Annotated in this window: 14 protein-coding genes; 9 read left to right on the top strand and 5 right to left on the bottom strand. The window is 63.4% G+C overall.

The features are described from left to right. Nucleotides 1-17: 17 nt before the first annotated feature. Nucleotides 18-1364 carry a dicarboxylate/amino acid:cation symporter gene (locus tag B0E49_RS14000; protein ID WP_077562815.1) on the top strand — a complete coding sequence of 449 codons (1347 nt, stop codon included), beginning with the start codon at nucleotides 18-20 and terminating at the stop codon, nucleotides 1362-1364. Nucleotides 1365-1393: 29 nt separating this feature from the next. On the opposite strand, the gene B0E49_RS13995 is transcribed toward B0E49_RS14000, so the two are convergent. Genes B0E49_RS13995 through B0E49_RS13985 form a run of 3 tightly spaced genes read right to left on the bottom strand, consistent with a single transcriptional unit; the run spans nucleotide 1394 to nucleotide 4568 of the window. Then, the gene (locus B0E49_RS13995; protein WP_077562814.1) at nucleotides 1394-1996 is read right to left on the bottom strand and encodes a 2-hydroxychromene-2-carboxylate isomerase; all 603 of its coding nucleotides are present in this window, start codon (nucleotides 1994-1996) and stop codon (nucleotides 1394-1396) included. A 31-nt stretch (nucleotides 1997-2027) separates the two neighbouring features. Continuing rightward, the gene (locus B0E49_RS13990; protein WP_077562813.1) at nucleotides 2028-2747 is read right to left on the bottom strand and encodes a glutathione binding-like protein; all 720 of its coding nucleotides are present in this window, start codon (nucleotides 2745-2747) and stop codon (nucleotides 2028-2030) included. 9 nt (nucleotides 2748-2756) lie between these two features. Further along, on the bottom strand, nucleotides 2757-4568 hold the full coding sequence (locus B0E49_RS13985) for a M14 family metallopeptidase (protein WP_077562837.1): 1812 nt from the start codon (nucleotides 4566-4568) through the stop codon (nucleotides 2757-2759). 130 nt (nucleotides 4569-4698) lie between these two features. Between B0E49_RS13985 and dusA the strand changes: the two genes are divergently transcribed. From dusA to B0E49_RS13965, 4 genes are all read left to right on the top strand, one after another. After that, nucleotides 4699-5721, top strand: coding sequence for a tRNA dihydrouridine(20/20a) synthase DusA (gene dusA / locus B0E49_RS13980; RefSeq protein ID WP_174571102.1), 1023 nt, complete (start codon nucleotides 4699-4701; stop codon nucleotides 5719-5721). 186 nt (nucleotides 5722-5907) lie between these two features. Next, nucleotides 5908-7830: a PrkA family serine protein kinase gene (locus B0E49_RS13975; RefSeq protein WP_077562811.1), complete on the top strand. Its 1923-nt coding sequence runs from the start codon at nucleotides 5908-5910 to the stop codon at nucleotides 7828-7830. 18 nt (nucleotides 7831-7848) lie between these two features. After that, a complete protein-coding gene (locus tag B0E49_RS13970; protein ID WP_077562810.1) occupies nucleotides 7849-9120 on the top strand; it encodes a YeaH/YhbH family protein in 1272 nt (423 codons plus the stop codon). After that, complete coding sequence (locus tag B0E49_RS13965) at nucleotides 9117-10697, top strand: SpoVR family protein (RefSeq protein WP_077562809.1); 1581 nt, start codon at nucleotides 9117-9119, stop codon at nucleotides 10695-10697. The genes B0E49_RS13970 and B0E49_RS13965 overlap by 4 nt, the downstream gene beginning before the upstream one ends. Nucleotides 10698-10721: 24 nt before the next feature. On the opposite strand, the gene B0E49_RS13960 is transcribed toward B0E49_RS13965, so the two are convergent. Continuing rightward, entirely contained in the window at nucleotides 10722-11126 is a 405-nt protein-coding gene (locus B0E49_RS13960) for a hypothetical protein (RefSeq protein ID WP_077562808.1), read from the bottom strand. Between the two features lie 233 nt (nucleotides 11127-11359). Here B0E49_RS13960 and B0E49_RS13955 point away from each other — a divergent pair, with 233 nt between their 5' ends. Genes B0E49_RS13955 through B0E49_RS13940 form a run of 4 tightly spaced genes read left to right on the top strand, consistent with a single transcriptional unit; the run spans nucleotide 11360 to nucleotide 14574 of the window. Next, on the top strand, nucleotides 11360-11905 hold the full coding sequence (locus tag B0E49_RS13955) for a cupredoxin domain-containing protein (RefSeq protein WP_077562807.1): 546 nt from the start codon (nucleotides 11360-11362) through the stop codon (nucleotides 11903-11905). Then, nucleotides 11902-13380: a cbb3-type cytochrome c oxidase subunit I gene (locus tag B0E49_RS13950; RefSeq protein ID WP_077562806.1), complete on the top strand. Its 1479-nt coding sequence runs from the start codon at nucleotides 11902-11904 to the stop codon at nucleotides 13378-13380. Before B0E49_RS13955 ends, B0E49_RS13950 begins: the two co-directional genes overlap by 4 nt. Further along, complete coding sequence (locus B0E49_RS13945; RefSeq protein WP_077562805.1) at nucleotides 13352-13969, top strand: SCO family protein; 618 nt, start codon at nucleotides 13352-13354, stop codon at nucleotides 13967-13969. The genes B0E49_RS13950 and B0E49_RS13945 overlap by 29 nt, the downstream gene beginning before the upstream one ends. Nucleotides 13970-13971: 2 nt before the next feature. Continuing rightward, nucleotides 13972-14574: a hypothetical protein gene (locus B0E49_RS13940; protein ID WP_174571101.1), complete on the top strand. Its 603-nt coding sequence runs from the start codon at nucleotides 13972-13974 to the stop codon at nucleotides 14572-14574. A 30-nt stretch (nucleotides 14575-14604) separates the two neighbouring features. Here the strand turns inward: B0E49_RS13940 and B0E49_RS13935 are convergent, their stop codons facing one another. Continuing rightward, entirely contained in the window at nucleotides 14605-15252 is a 648-nt protein-coding gene (locus B0E49_RS13935) for a GntR family transcriptional regulator (RefSeq protein WP_077562803.1), read from the bottom strand. Between the last annotated feature and the right edge of the window lies 1 nt (nucleotide 15253).

The following is a 15253-nucleotide window of genomic DNA, read 5'->3' as shown; positions in this document are numbered from 1 at the left end:
CAAAAGAGGTCTGCCAAATGAGTGAAACACTGGTTGCGGCAAAACGTCCGCTTTATAAATCCCTTTACGTGCAGGTGCTGGTGGCCGTGGTCATCGGTGTCGTCCTGGGCCACTTCTACCCGCAGTTCGCGGCGCAGATGAAGCCACTCGGAGATGGTTTCATCAAGCTGATCAAGATGATCATCGCCCCCATTATTTTCTGTACTGTGGTGGTGGGGATTGCGGGTATGGAGGATATGAAGAAAGTGGGCAAGACCGGCGGCCTGGCCTTGCTCTACTTCGAGGTCATGAGCACCGTCGCGCTGATCGTGGGCCTGGTCATCGTCAATCTGCTGCGGCCGGGCTCGGGCATGAATGTGGACGCCTCCACGCTCGACACGAAAAGCATCGCCGCGTACACCGAGCCCGGCAAGATGCAGGGCACGGTCGATTTTTTGCTCAACGTGATCCCGAACACTGTGGTCGATGCATTTGCCAAGGGTGAAATTTTGCAGGTGCTGCTGTTTGCGATGATGTTCGGCTTTGCGCTGCACAAGTTTGGCGGGCGTGGCACGCTGGTGTTCGATGTCATCGAAAAAACCTCGCACGTGCTGTTCTCCGTCGTTGGCATCATCATGAAGGTGGCCCCCATTGGCGCCTTTGGCGCGATGGCTTTCACGATCGGCAAATACGGCATCGGCTCGCTGTTCTCCCTGGGCAAACTGATGGGCACGTTCTACCTGACCTGTCTGATTTTCGTCTTCGTGGTGCTTGGCATCGTTGCGCGCCTGAACGGCTTCAGCATCTGGAAGTTCGTCAAGTACATCAAGGAAGAACTGCTGATCGTGCTGGGGACTTCGTCGTCCGAGTCGGTGCTGCCGCGCATGATGGAAAAAATGGAGAACCTCGGCGCCAACAAGACAACGGTCGGCCTGGTGATTCCGACCGGTTATTCGTTCAATCTGGACGGCACATCAATCTACCTGACCATGGCCGCCGTCTTCATTGCGCAGGCCACCAACACCCCCATGACGCTGATGCAGGAGATTACCCTGCTGATGGTGTTGCTGCTCACCTCCAAGGGCGCGGCCGGCGTCACCGGCAGCGGCTTCATCGTGCTGGCGGCCACGCTGTCGGCCGTGGGCCACGTGCCGGTGGCCGGCCTGGCGCTGATCCTGGGCATCGACCGCTTCATGTCGGAGGCGCGCGCGCTGACGAATCTGGTGGGCAATGGCGTGGCCACCATCGTGGTGGCCCGGTGGACGGGCGAACTCGATACCGGGCGGCTGCACGCGGGGCTGAACAACGAAACCTGGGTCGAAGCCGAGATGCCTGAAGTCATGCTCGACCGCAAAGTCGAGCACATGGCGGTGACGAGCCGGTAGCCGGGCGCCGGCGCGAGCCAGGCTGCGTGCTACTTCTTTGCCCGCAGCACGGCGGCGCGCAGCAGCACCAGCCGGTCGTTGCCGAAGTACATGTCGTCGCCGACAAAAATAGTGGGTGAGCCGAAGCCGCCGCGCCGGATCAACTCCTCCGTATTGGCCTTGAGCTGTTCCTTTACCGCGGGCTGCGCAATACCGGCAAAAAAGTCGTCAGGCGCGACCCCTGCCTGCTGGCAGGCCTGTGCCAGCACGGCGTCCTGCGAGATGTCTTCGTCGCGCTGCCAGTAGGCTTCAAACACGGCCGTGGCAAACGGCACCAGCTTGTCCTGCGGCGCCAGCCACAGGCAGCCGCGCATGGCCTTGACGCTGTTGACCGGAAAGACGCTGGGCGGCATCACGATCGTCAAGCCGGCCGCGCGCGCCCAGTCCTGCAGGTCTTTGAGCATGTAGTCGCGCTTGGCGGGCACCGGGTTGTCGCGCTGCGCGTACACGCTCGGGTTGACGCTGTTGAACACGCCACCCACGAGGATCGGCCGCCAGCGGATGGGCACGTCCAGCTCGCGGGCGAGCGGCTGGATGTTGTGGAACGCGAGATAGGTCCAGGGGCTGGAACAGTCGAAGAAAAATTCAATCATGAACGGGCTCCACGATGAGGTCGAACGAGGTTCAGATGAGCTTGTGCGCACCACCGCGCACGCTTTGCGCGGTCTGCCCGAACAGCGCCTTGCGTGCTTCCTCGGTCAGGCCCGGCGCGCGCAAGTCCTTGCCCAGATCGAGGCCGCGCTTGACGGCGGGGCGCTGGAACAGCGCGTCGTACCAGCGCTGGATATTCGGGAAATCTTCCAGCGCGACTTGCTGTGCCTTGTGTGTGCGCACCCACGGGAAGATGGCCATGTCGGCAATCGAGTAGGCCGCACCCGCCACAAAGGCGCCTGTGCGCGCGAGTTGCGTGTCGAGCACGCCGTACAGGCGATTCACCTCGTTGCCGTAGCGCTCGATGGCGTAGGGGATTTTCTCGGGCGCGTACAGCCGGAAGTGGCCGTTTTGCCCGGCCATCGGGCCCAGGCCCCCCATTTGCCACATGACCCACTGCAGAACCTGATAGCGGCCGCGCAGGTCGGCGGGCAGATAGAGGCCCGTCTTTTCGGCCAGATAGATCAGGATGGCGCCGCTCTCGAACACCGACACCGGCGCGCCGCCGCCCGCAGGGGCGTGATCCACGATGGCGGGCATGCGGTTGTTCGGGCTGAGAGCCAGAAATTCCGGCGTGAACTGCTCGCCCTTGCCGATGTTCACCGGGACCAGCCGGTAGGGCAGCGCGCATTCCTCCAGCATGATGGAAATTTTCCAGCCATTCGGGGTGGGCCAATAATGCAGGTCGATCATCCAGGTTCCTTAAGGTGCATCTTGCAGCGTGAGCGATGGTGCCGTCATCACGCGCACGGTGCTTTGCAGGCTGTCCAGCAGGTGGTTGGCGAAGTAGCTGCTTTGGGTGTCGGGCTCCAGCGCTGCGAGCACCAGGCTGCCCAGCGGCTGGTTTACCGGAACGTAGTAGCTGCCGCGCGGTGCATCGACCACCCCGCGCACCAGGTCAACGGCGACTCGGGTGACCGGTTGACTGTCGGCGATGGCGCCGCGCGCGTCCTGCCGTGCGCCCGTGGACCGTGCCGTTTCCCGGTAGCTCTCGCCCAGGACGGTTCCGGGCTCGGTGACCTGCATGACCGGGACGCCCAGCAGGCGCAGGCGGTCTACGGCTACGGTAGAGGCGGCCGACAACAGGTAGCCGCAGGGGCGCATGCGGCTTTTCAGGGCGCGCAATTGCAGGGCGGAGTTCCAGTCGACCGTGATCGTGTGGTCCAACCCGGTTTGGGGGTCGAGCATGATCAGGTCGCGCCGGGTAGGAGTGGGTGCTGCCTCGATCACCGCCTCTTCATTGCAGGCCTTGGCGCTGACCTCGCGCTCCACATACGAGCGCAGTTGCACCAGGTCGTTGGCACGACGCGCCGTGCTGTTGAGTACGCTGGTGATGGCGGTCACGTCGGTGTGGACCCGGCGCTGAATGTGCAGCCGTCCGATGCCGACACCGCGGGTTTCGATCAGCAGGCTGACGGCGTTTTCCAGCCCTCCGACGTTGCGCTCCGTGTCCGGCAGGGTGCCGCCCATGGAGATGCGCTTGTCGTCGGGGTCCGTGGAGGTGGTGTAGTACCACTCGCTGCTCAAGGACTGCTCCTTAAGTGCTGCCACGACCGGCTGGCGAAACCACTCCTCGGAGGCCTTGGTCACGAAATCCGGCAGATTGGCCGTGGTGGCGTACTGCAGCAGGGCGTCGAAGCGCTGGACGGCATCGAACTTTTGCAGATAGCGGCCAGCCACGGTGTATTCGTGCGCATCGACGATCACCATCGGGCGGTAGTCGCGCGCGAGTTTGGCCAGTGCACGTGCCTCCGGCGTCTTCAGCAGCAGGTGGTCGCGGTTCATGTCGATCCCGTTCGCCGTCACGCGCTGGTTCGCGGCGGCACCGTCGGGGTTGGCGCGCGGCACGATGATCACGTTGATTTGATCCAGCAAGGGCTGCAGCAGGCCCTGCACCAGTTCGCGTGCGATGACAAGCAACGCCTCACTGCCGGCGGGCTCGTTGCCATGCTGCTGGCCGATGAGCAGCACGGTGGGGCGTGCGGCTGCCAGCACCGTCGCGGCATCCGTGCTCGAAGCCCGGGTCACGATCAGCGCCTCGAGCGGCTCGCCGCGCTGCGACGGGCCCAGTGACAACACGGCCGCCTTCGGGCCGGCGGTCTGGGCCGACTGCCGCGCGAGATCGCGCAGCCAGGTCTGGACTTCGGCGTTCGAGGTGAAGCTGGTGCGTCCGGGCGCCAGTCCCGGCGTGCTGTAAACAATGGCGGGGTCGGGAAAGCGCGCCGCCACGGCGGCGCCATAGGGCACCGCGGCGGGTCCATTCGGTGCTGCCCCGATGGGCGTGACCTGCACCGGCACTGGCGTGGCCGGGGAGGGGGCCCGTGGCGCCGTGGCGGGCACCGCGGGGACGGCAGTCGCGGGCTGGGTCGTGTCGGGCCACTGTGGCAAGGGAACGGAGGTGCAAGCCGCCAGCAGCAGCGCTGCTGCCGCCATCCACCACGAGCGCCGCCGGAGCGCGCACAGGCCTTCGGCGGGGCCAGCGGAGCTCGTATTTGGTGCTGTCTGTCGTGTCATCGTCCAGGTCCCTTTGGCCATCACTTTGCGTTTGTCGGTTACCGGGCCGTGCACCGGGTGAGGGCGCAGCCGCGTCGCCGGATATTACCCGCCCCGGCGCTGGCACCCGACCGCTGGGATAATTGAGGCCATGCCGACTTTGCCGATGTCTGTTGCCTTGCCACCTTCAACGCTGTCCGTGGCCCCCATGATGGCGTGGACGGACAGGCATTGCCGCTATTTCCACCGCCTTCTCTCCAGCCAGGCCCTGTTGTACACCGAGATGGTCACCACCGGGGCACTCGTGCATGGCGACGTGGCGCGGCACCTGCAGCATGACGCGCGCGAGCACCCCGTGGCGCTGCAACTGGGTGGCAGTGAACCTGCGGACCTGGCGTACAGCGCCCGGCTCGGTGAGCAATGGGGCTACGATGAAATCAATCTCAATTGCGGCTGCCCGTCGGAGCGCGTGCAGCGCGGCGCTTTCGGCGCCTGCCTCATGGCCGAGCCGCAACTGGTGGCAGATTGTGTCCGGGCGATGATGGACGTGGTGTCCGTGCCGGTCACGGTGAAACACCGCATTGGCGTCGACCGGACCGAGAGCTACGACTTTGTCCGTGACTTTGTGGGGGCGGTCAGCGAGGCAGGTTGCCGCACCTTCATCGTCCACGCCCGCAACGCCTGGCTAAAAGGCCTGTCACCCAAGGAGAACCGTGAATTGCCGCCGCTGCGTTACGAGCTGGTGCATCGCCTGAAGCGCGAGTTCCCAAGGCTCACGATCTGCATCAATGGCGGCATCACCGGCAGCGAGCAGGTGGCGCAGCAACTGCAGACTCTCGATGGCGTGATGATCGGGCGCGAGGCCTATCACAACCCCTGGTGGCTGGCGCAATGGGACGAGCAGTTCTTCCATCGTCCGGCGCGCGCAGCGCTCACGCGCGAGGCGGTTGAGGAGCAGATGACCGACTACATGGCGCGTGAGGCGAAGTTGCACGGCACGCCGTGGAGCGCCATCGCGCGCCACATGCTGGGCCTGCGCCACGGCCTGCCGGGGTCCAGGCACTGGCGACAGGTTTGGAGTGATCACCGGCTCAAGGCGTTGCCTGCGCGCGACGTGATGGCGCTGGCGCATGAGACGGTGCAAAACAGCCCGTCCGAGTGCGCCACAGCTTGATCTCCGGCCCATCACCCCCAAAGACGATGCCGGAAAGAGGGCGTTTCCCGAACTTTTTTCACGTTTCATGGTCTATTCATCAGTCGCACGGGGGTATACATTGAGGGGGTGTGCGGTAGGGCAGAGTGGGCCGTCACCACTGCAGTGAGGGTGCCGTTCGACCGCCGCTTATGAAGGAGGTCTCTTATGGATGTCGTCCGCAACTTTCTGGCACGTTACGAGCAGTCTCGCGAGGAGGAACTGTCGCTCGAAGACTATCTGGAGCTGTGCAAGAAAGATCCCCTTGTCTATGCCACCTCGGCCGAGCGCATTCTGGCGGCCATTGGCGAGCCCGAGATGTTCGATACGCGCCATGACCAGCGGATGTCGCGCATCTTCGGCAACAAGGTTGTCAAGATTTACCCGGCCTTTCGGGACTTCTACGGGCTGGAAGACCCGATCGAGCAGGTCGTGTCGTACTTCCGCCATGGCGCCCAGGGGCTGGAAGAGAAGAAGCAGATCCTGTACCTGCTCGGCCCCGTCGGCGGCGGCAAGTCCTCGATCGCCGAGCGGCTCAAACAGCTGATGGAGCAGGTGCCGTTCTACGCGCTCAAGGGTTCCCCCGTCAACGAATCTCCGCTGGGCCTGTTCAGCAATACCGAAGACGCGCCGGTGCTGGAATCCCAGTACGGCATCGCACCGCGCTACCTGCAGCGCGTCATGTCGCCCTGGGCCGTCAAGCGCCTGGAAGAATACGGCGGTGACATTCGCAAGTTCCGCGTGGTCAAGCGCTTTCCGTCGATCCTCAAGCAGTGCGCCATTGCCAAGACCGAACCGGGCGACGAGAACAACCAGGACATCTCCTCGCTGGTCGGCAAGATCGACATCCGCAAGCTGGAAACCTTTGCCCAGGACGACCCGGACGCCTACAGTTATTCCGGCGGGCTGTGCCTGGCGAACCAGGGCTTGCTGGAGTTCGTCGAAATGTTCAAGGCGCCGATCAAGGTGCTGCACCCGCTGCTGACTGCGACGCAGGAGGGCAACTTCAAGGGCACCGAGGGCTTCGGCGCGATTCCGTTCGACGGCATCGTGATGGCGCACTCCAACGAGAGCGAGTGGAAGGCCTTCAAGAACAACAAGAACAACGAGGCTTTTCTGGACCGGATCTATATCGTCAAGGTGCCGTATTGCCTGCGTGCCTCGGATGAGGTCAAGATCTACGAAAAACTGATTCGCAACTCATCGCTGTCACACGCCGTCTGCGCGCCCGGCACGCTGAAGATGATGGCGCAGTTCGCCGTGCTGACCCGGCTCAAAGAGCCCGAGAACTCCAGCATCTTCAGCAAGCTCATGGTCTACGACGGCGAGAATCTGAAGGACACCGACCCGAAAGCCAAGAGCTACCAGGAGTACCGCGATTACGCGGGCGTGGACGAAGGCATGAGCGGCATCTCGACCCGCTTCGCGTTCAAGATCGTCTCCAAGGTGTTCAACTTCGATTCGACCGAAATCGCGGCCAACCCGGTGCACCTGATGTACGTGCTGGAGCAGCAGATCGAGCGCGAGCAGTTTCCGCCGGAAACCGAGCAGAAATACCTGGGCTTCATTAAGGAACAGCTGGCCGTGCGCTATGCCGAATTCATCGGCAAGGAAATACAAACGGCGTACCTGGAGTCCTATTCGGAATACGGCCAGAACATCTTCGACCGCTATGTGACGTATGCAGACTTCTGGATCCAGGATCAGGAGTTCCGCGATACCGACACCGGCGAGCTGTTCGACCGGGCGGCGCTCAACGCAGAGCTCGAGAAGATCGAAAAGCCGGCCGGCATCAGCAACCCGAAGGACTTCCGCAACGAGATCGTCAATTTCGTGCTGCGCGCGCGCGCCAGCAACGCCGGCAAGAATCCGGTCTGGACCAGTTACGAGAAGCTGCGCAGTGTGATCGAGAAGAAGATGTTCTCGAACACCGAGGATCTGTTGCCGGTGATTTCGTTCAACGCCAAGGCGAGCGCCGACGAGCAGCAAAAGCACGAGGACTTCGTCAACCGCATGGTGGCCAAGGGCTACACCCCGCGGCAGGTGCGCCTGCTGTGCGACTGGTACCTGCGGGTGCGCAAGAGCTCGTGAGGCCGACCTGAGGCCACCATGCTCTACCAAATCATCGATCGGCGTCTGTCAGGCAAGAACAAGTCGATCGGCAATCGCGAGCGCTTTCTGCACCGCTACCGCGGGCAGATCCGCGAGGCTGTGCGCCGCGCCGTGAGCGGGCGCAGCATCCGGGACATGGAGCAGGGCGAAGACATCACGCTGCCAAGGCATGACGTGTCCGAGCCGGTGTTCGGGCATGGCCCGGGCGGCACGCGCGAGAGCGTGCACCCCGGTAACCAGGAATATGTGCGCGGCGACCGCATCGAGCGCCCGGCCGGCGGTGGCGCGGGTGGGGCCGGCAGCGGGGCGAGTCCGGACGGCATGGGCGAGGACGATTTCGTGTTCCGCATCACGCGCGAAGAGTTCATGCAGTACTTTTTCGACGACCTCGCGCTGCCGCACCTGGTGCGCACGCAGTTGCTGCCCGATGCGCCGGAGTGGCAGTCGCGGCGCGCGGGTTTCATCTCGGAGGGAACGCCGACCAATCTGCATGTGGTGCGCTCGATGCGCATGGCGCTGGGCCGCCGCATTGCCATGGGAGGCGATGTACGCCGGCGCCTGCGCGAGCTGGAGGCGCGGCTGGCGACGGCCTTGCGCCACGCGCAAACGCCGCATACCGAAATCCTCGCCCTGAAAGCGCAAATCGAGGCACTGCGGCGCCGGCTCGGCCAGATTCCGTTTCTCGACCCGTTCGACCTGCGTTACCGCAACCGGGTCCGGGTGCCACTGCCCACCGCCAAGGCCGCGATGTTCTGCCTGATGGACGTGTCCGGTTCGATGGACGAGGCGCGCAAGGACATTGCCAAGCGCTTCTTCATCCTGCTGTACCTGTTTTTGACGCGGCATTACGAGCGCACCGATGTGATCTTCATCCGCCATCACACGCAGGCCTCGGAAGTCTCCGAGGAGGAGTTCTTCCAGTCCACCGAAAGCGGCGGCACCGTGGTGTCCAGCGCCCTGACGCTGATGCACGAGATCATTCAGGCGCGTTACCCGTCGAACCAGTGGAATATCTACGGCGCGCAGGCCTCGGACGGCGACAACTGGCACCAGGACTCGGCCAAATGCCGGGAACTGCTGTCCGACAAGCTGCTGCCGCTGACCCGTTATTTCGCCTACGTGCAGGTGGCCGATGAGGACCAGAACCTGTGGCAGGAATACAGCCTGGTGCAGGAGGCGCATCCCAACTTCGCCATGCAGAAAATCTCCGGGCCGTCCGAGATCTACCCGGTGTTCCGCGAGCTGTTCAAGAAAACGACCACGCCATGACCGTGCCCACCTTCCAGGTACCCTCAGACGAGCCGGCCGGGCCGCCCACCGCGCCGCGAGTCGTGGGCCGGCGCACGCCGCTGCCGTGCCCGTCCGACTGGTCGTTCGAGCTGATCGAGACGTACCACGCCGAGATTGCGCGCATGGCCCGGCGCTTCGGGCTGGACACCTACCCATTGCAGCTGGAGGTCATCAGCGCCGAGCAGATGATAGACGCCTACGCTTCGGTCGGCATGCCGGTGAACTATCGGCACTGGTCATATGGCAAGCAGTTCATCGCGACGGAAAAAAGCTATCGCCGCGGCCAGATGGGGCTGGCCTATGAGATTGTCATCAACTCCAATCCCTGCATTGCCTACCTGATGGAGGAGAACACAATGCCGATGCAGGCGCTGGTGATGGCGCATGCCTGCTATGGCCACAATTCCTTCTTCAAGGGCAACGACCTGTTTCGCATGTGGACCGACGCCACCTCGATCATCGACTACCTGGTGTACGGACGGGCCTACATCGCCGAGTGCGAGGAGCGCTACGGGCTGGACGCGGTGGAGGAACTGCTGGATTCCTGTCACGCCCTGATGAGCCACGGCGTGGACCGCTACCGGCGCTCGCAAAAGCGCTCGCTGGCCGAAGAGGAAGCACTGCGCAAGGACCGCGAAGCCTACCTGCAGCAGCAGGTGAACGACCTGTGGCGCACCCTGCCGAAGGCGGCCGAAAAGCAGGTCGAGAAAAAGAGCCGGCGTTTTCCGGCCGAGCCGCAGGAAAACATCCTGTACTTCATCGAGAAAAACGCGCCCTTGCTCGAGCCCTGGCAGCGCGAGGTGATTCGCATCGTGCGCAAGATTGCGCAGTATTTCTACCCGCAGCGCCAGACCCAGATCATGAACGAGGGCTGGGCCACGTTCTGGCACTACACGCTGCTCAACGCCATGTACGACGAGGGCCAGTTGACCGACGGCTTCATGATCGAGGTGCTGCGTTCCCACACCAATGTGATCTACCAGCCCCCGGTCACACACCCGGCATACAGCGGCATCAATCCCTATGCGCTGGGCTTTGCCATGTTCAGCGACCTGCGCCGCATCTGCGAGAACCCGACCGAGGAGGACCGGACCTGGTTTCCCGACATTGCGGGATCCCCCTGGCTGCAGACGCTCGACTACGCGATGCGCCACTTCAGGGACGAGAGCTTCATCGGGCAGTATCTGTCGCCCCATCTGATGCGCGAGATGCGGCTGTTCTCCATCGTCGATGACGCGTCGCAAAACGAGCTCGAAGTTGCCGCCATCCACGACGAGCGCGGCTACCGTCATGTGCGCGAAGCGCTGGCGCGTCAGAACGACCTGAGCTACCGCGAGCCCAACATCCAGGTCTGGAACGTCGATTTGCGCGGTGACCGCTCCCTGACCCTGCGCCATACGCGCCACAATGACCGCCCGCTCAACGAGGAGGCGCAGGAAGTCCTCAAGCACGTGGGTCGGCTGTGGGGGTTTCGCGTGCGGCTGGAGAGCGTGGACAAGCACGGCAAGGTGATGCAGCAATGGGAGGTCACGCCAACCCTGCCGCCCGTGTCCTGACGGCCGCGCGGTGCCCGTGCCGGCTCAGGCCATGTCTTCGATGATCAGCGGGCGGTATTTCTGCGCATAGGAAAACGGCACGCTGCGCACCGTTTCCATGATCCGCGGGGTGTCCTTTTCGGACGGCACATGGATCATGACCGCGCAATGCCCCTGCCGCGCGAATTTTTCGTATTCGCGCACCGTGTTGCTCTCGGAACCTACCGAAGGCAGCGGGTTGGTGTCGTCGCGCACGGTCTTGCGGATCTGCCCGAGGATGACCTCGGGCGTGAGCAGCATGAGTTCGCGGTCGCTGTAGCCGCTTGCACGCAGATTGCGGTCGAGCGTTTCAGCATCCTCGAGTTTGGGCAGCATCACGAACAGGTAACCGGTGGGGTAGAACACCCCGCGCATCGTCAGCATGCTCGATTCCAGTGAAAACGGCTTCATGGCATTCCTTTCGGCTGCGTTGCACGCCGTCAAGCGCTACCCGTTCAATTTAGTTGCTGGGCAGATGGAATTCAAACTTCACGCTCTTTTCGGCAAGGGCAATGGCAGCCCACGCCTGAGCATCGGCTTCTTCGGCCAGCCGGAAAAATTCACCAGAAAAATTCAACTTGACAGTTCTGTTTTTTGCCGCGACATTTCAGCCATCAAAAATGCACCTTTACGAAGGAACTGCCATGGTCATACAGGACGAAGTCTGGTTGTTGACGTTGACGGGGATCTCAGTGGTCGCGCTGGCGTTCATTTACGTGATCGCCCAGGCGGGCAAGCCGGCCGATCCGGCGCAGGTGCAAAAGAGGGCCCATGCGATCCGACGATGGTGGTTCCTCGCGTTGGTTCTGCTCGGTGTCGGCGTCGCGTATGCGACCCTGAGCCCGTTTCCGATTGCTGACCAGCGCGTGCAGGCGCCAGCCGCACAGATCGTCAACGTGATCGGGCGCCAGTGGAACTGGGAATTGAGCCAGAGCCAGGTCCGGGCGGGCACGCCGGTGGAATTCAACGTCACCAGCGCCGATGTCAACCATGGCTTCGCGATCTACGGCCCGAGCGGCCGGATCGTCACGCAGACCCAAGCGATGCCCGGCTTCAGCAACCGGCTGCTCTACACCTTCACCGAGCCCGGCAAGTACCGGGTCATGTGTCTGGAATATTGCGGTTTGGCGCACCACGGAATGGTCACCGAGTTCGAAGTCGTCGCGGCCGATAAAGGAGCGCAATCATGAGCACCATGCAACTGTACCCGGCCGACGAGGCCCTGACGCGCAACGAGCGCATCGTCTTCAATTTGTATGTGGTCTCGGTGCTGCTCGTCTTTGTGCTGATGATGCTCTTCGGCTTGACGATGCGCCTGGCCCAGAGTACCTGGCTCGGCGTTCCGCTCGACGTTTTCTATCGGGTAATGACGGCGCACGGTGCCGGCATGGTGGGCACGATCGGGTTGGCGTCCAGCGTGGTGATGTGGTTTTTTCTGCGCAAGTATGTCAAGTTGACACTCGCGATCTTCGCTGCCAACTACGTGCTCTTTATGCTCGGCGCGGTCGCTCTCCTGGCGGCGGTATTCATGGGTGGCTACGCCGGAGCGTGGACCTTTCTTTATCCGCTGCCGGTGCATTCGATGAACGTGTGGAGTCCGCACGCTGCCGCGCTGTTCATGTTCGGCTACCTGCTCATCGGCGTCGGCTTCCTGCTGTTCTACCTGGATGCGATGTGGGCCATCATCCGGGTTTACGGCAACCTCGGCCGCGCGCTGGGACTGCAGTGGCTGTTTGGCGGCGAGATCGACAAGTCGCATCCGAAGGCCGTGGTTGCGAGCACCATGGTGGCCATCACCAATTCGATCGGTGTGCTGGCCGGCGCGGTCGTGCTGGTGATGTGCCTGATCAACATCTATTTTCCGTCGGTCGGACTCAACGCACTGCTGGTGAAGAACCTGACCTATCTGTTCGGCCACATGTTCATCAACGCCAGCATCTACATGGGCGTGATCGCCGTCTACGAGATGTTGCCGCGCTACAGCGGCAGGCCGTACCCGATCTCGCGGCCGTTCCTGTGGTCATGGGCGTCGAGCCTGGTGATGGTGCTGATCGTCTATCCACACCACCTGATGATGGATTACGCCATGCCATTCTGGATGCTGGTGATGGGCCAGATCATTTCCTACTGCGCCGGCCTGCCGGTGTTTACCGTGACGGTCTATGGTGCGTTGACCAATGTTTACCGCTCCGGCATGCGTTGGCGCATGCCGTCCAGTCTGCTGATGTTGTCCATGTTCGGGTGGGCGGCGGGCATCATCCCCGCCATCATCGATGGCACCATTTCTGTCAACAGGGTGATGCACAACACCCAGTGGGTGCCGGGTCACTTTCATTTCTATCTGCTGCTCGGTGTGCTGCCGATGGTGCTTGCGTTGATGTTTCACGTGATTGGCCAGCGTACGCCCGCTCGCGCAAGCGACAAGCTTGGTTTTCCGCTCTATGTTTTGGGGGGCCTGGTGTTCGTCTTCGCATTTCTCGCGGCCGGCCATGAAAGTACGCCGCGGCGTTTCGCGGTCCATTTGCCGCAGTGGCTGCCGTACGACCAGGCCGGGGCCATCGGTGCAGCCTTGCTGATTACAGCGATGCTGGTGTTCGCTGTTCAAATCCTTGTCGGGCTGCTCAGGTCGCCTGGCCATGCCGACCCTGCGCGCGTTACTGGCTAGCCTGGTGTTCCTGCTGGTCGGCGGCGCAGTGTTCAGCGCGGCCACCGACGGGTTCCAGTCCTTTACCACCGAAGCCGCGCGGCGGCTTGCAGTGCAGCGGCATCCGGCCCGGATTCCTGCGGCGGCCTTGCAAACGCAGTCGGGCGCGCACATCCAGTTGAGCGATTTTCGTGGCAAGTGGCTTGTGATCGATTTCATCTACACGCGCTGCCCGAGCTATTGCATCGCGCTCGGGGGCGAATTCGCGCAATTGCAGGACCGTCTTGCCGGGCCAATCGCTCAGGGCAAGGTGCAGTTGCTGAGCATCAGTTTCGACCCGGATCACGACACCCCCTCGCAACTTGCGGCCTACCTGGCGCACTCACGCGACCGCGGCCATGGCTGGCTCGCCGCCAGGCCGATCGACCCTGACGGCCTGGCGCAGATCAAGCGTGTGTTCGGCGTCACCGTCATCGCCGACGGCCAAGGCGGCTACACCCACAACGCGGCAGTCCATCTCGTCGATCCGCGTGGCCGGCTGGTCGGGATCTTCGACCTCGGCGACCCGGGGTCGGTCGAGCGCGCGGTGCTGCAGCGTCTCGGCCAATGACCATGCACCTGCGTCACCCCGGCCGCCTCGCCGCGCTGGCGCTGGTGGTGCTGCTGGCGCCACCGCTCAGGCACGCGCTCGAGTCGAGCATGACCGCGCAGATGCTGCTGCAACTGCCATTGTTGATCGGCGTCGGCGGCCTGTTGGCGCAGGCGCTGCCGGCGCCGCTGCTGGCGCGAATCGCGCGCTGGAATCACCTCGGCATCAGCGGGCTGGTGCTCGCCAGCGTTGCCAGTGCGTTCTGGATGCTGCCGCGCGCGCTCGACGCCTCGGTGACCGAGCCACTGGTCGCCGCGGCCAAATATCTCTCGCTGCCGTTGCTCGTCGGGCTGCCGTTCGCGCTCAGCTGGCCGCGCATGAACTTCATCGTACGCGGCATGTTCCTGCTCGAATTCATTGCCACGTTCTTCCGCCTCGGCTGGCTTTACCTGATCTCGCCCGAACGCCTGTGCAACCTCTATCTGCTCGACGACCAGCAGCAGCTCGGCAAGTACATGCTGGTGATTGGCTCGGCGCTGTTTCTCGGCGTCGCCGGCAAGCTCGTCTGGGGGCGCTTTGAGTCGCCCCCGCAGACGCGGCCGACTTTCCCGCCGCCCGAGGGTTGAACCGCATGGGGCGCAGAGGCGCCAGTCCGATCAGGCCGCCGCCTCCAGCCCGTTCTTGAAGTGCTCGTGCATGCGCTGCACGGCCGCCGCGCTGTCGCGCGCGAGCAGTGCGGCCATGATGGCGCGGTGCTCGCGCAGGGACTCCTCGATCCGGCCCGACTTCAGCAGCGAGTTGTGGCGGTTCAGCTTCATGACCTTGCGCAGGTCGGCCACCATCTGGTCGCGCCAGCGGTTGTTGGCCACCGCCAGCAGTTGCATGTGAAAGCGCTCGTTGACGGCAAAGAACCGCTGGCGGTCCTCGCTGCCGGGCACGGCGGCGGCCTCCAGTTCCTGGTGCAAGGCCTGCAGTTCGCGCAGCTGCGCGTCGGTGGCCTCGGTCGCCACGACGCCGGCCGCGTCGGATTCCAGCAGGCCGAGCAGGTGGTACACATCGGTCAGGTCGCGCTCGGACACCTCGGTCACGTAGGCCCCGCGCCGCACCTTCATGGTCACCAGGCCCTCCGTGGCCAGCACCTTGAGCGCCTCGCGCAGCGGCGTGCGGCTGATGCCGTATTGCTCGGCCAGCTTGAGTTCGTCGATCCAGCTGCCGGGCTCCAGCTCACGGTTGAAAATGCGCTGGCGCAGCAGTTCGGCCACTTCTTCGTAGAGTGCGCGGGGGGACAGGGAGGCAGCGACCATG

The organism is Polaromonas sp. C04 (genome assembly GCF_002002705.1).
Taxonomy (GTDB): Bacteria; Pseudomonadota; Gammaproteobacteria; order Burkholderiales; family Burkholderiaceae_C; genus Rhodoferax_A.
The sequence above is the reverse complement of the archived record's forward strand: the minus strand, read 5'-3'. Positions and strand labels throughout refer to the sequence as shown.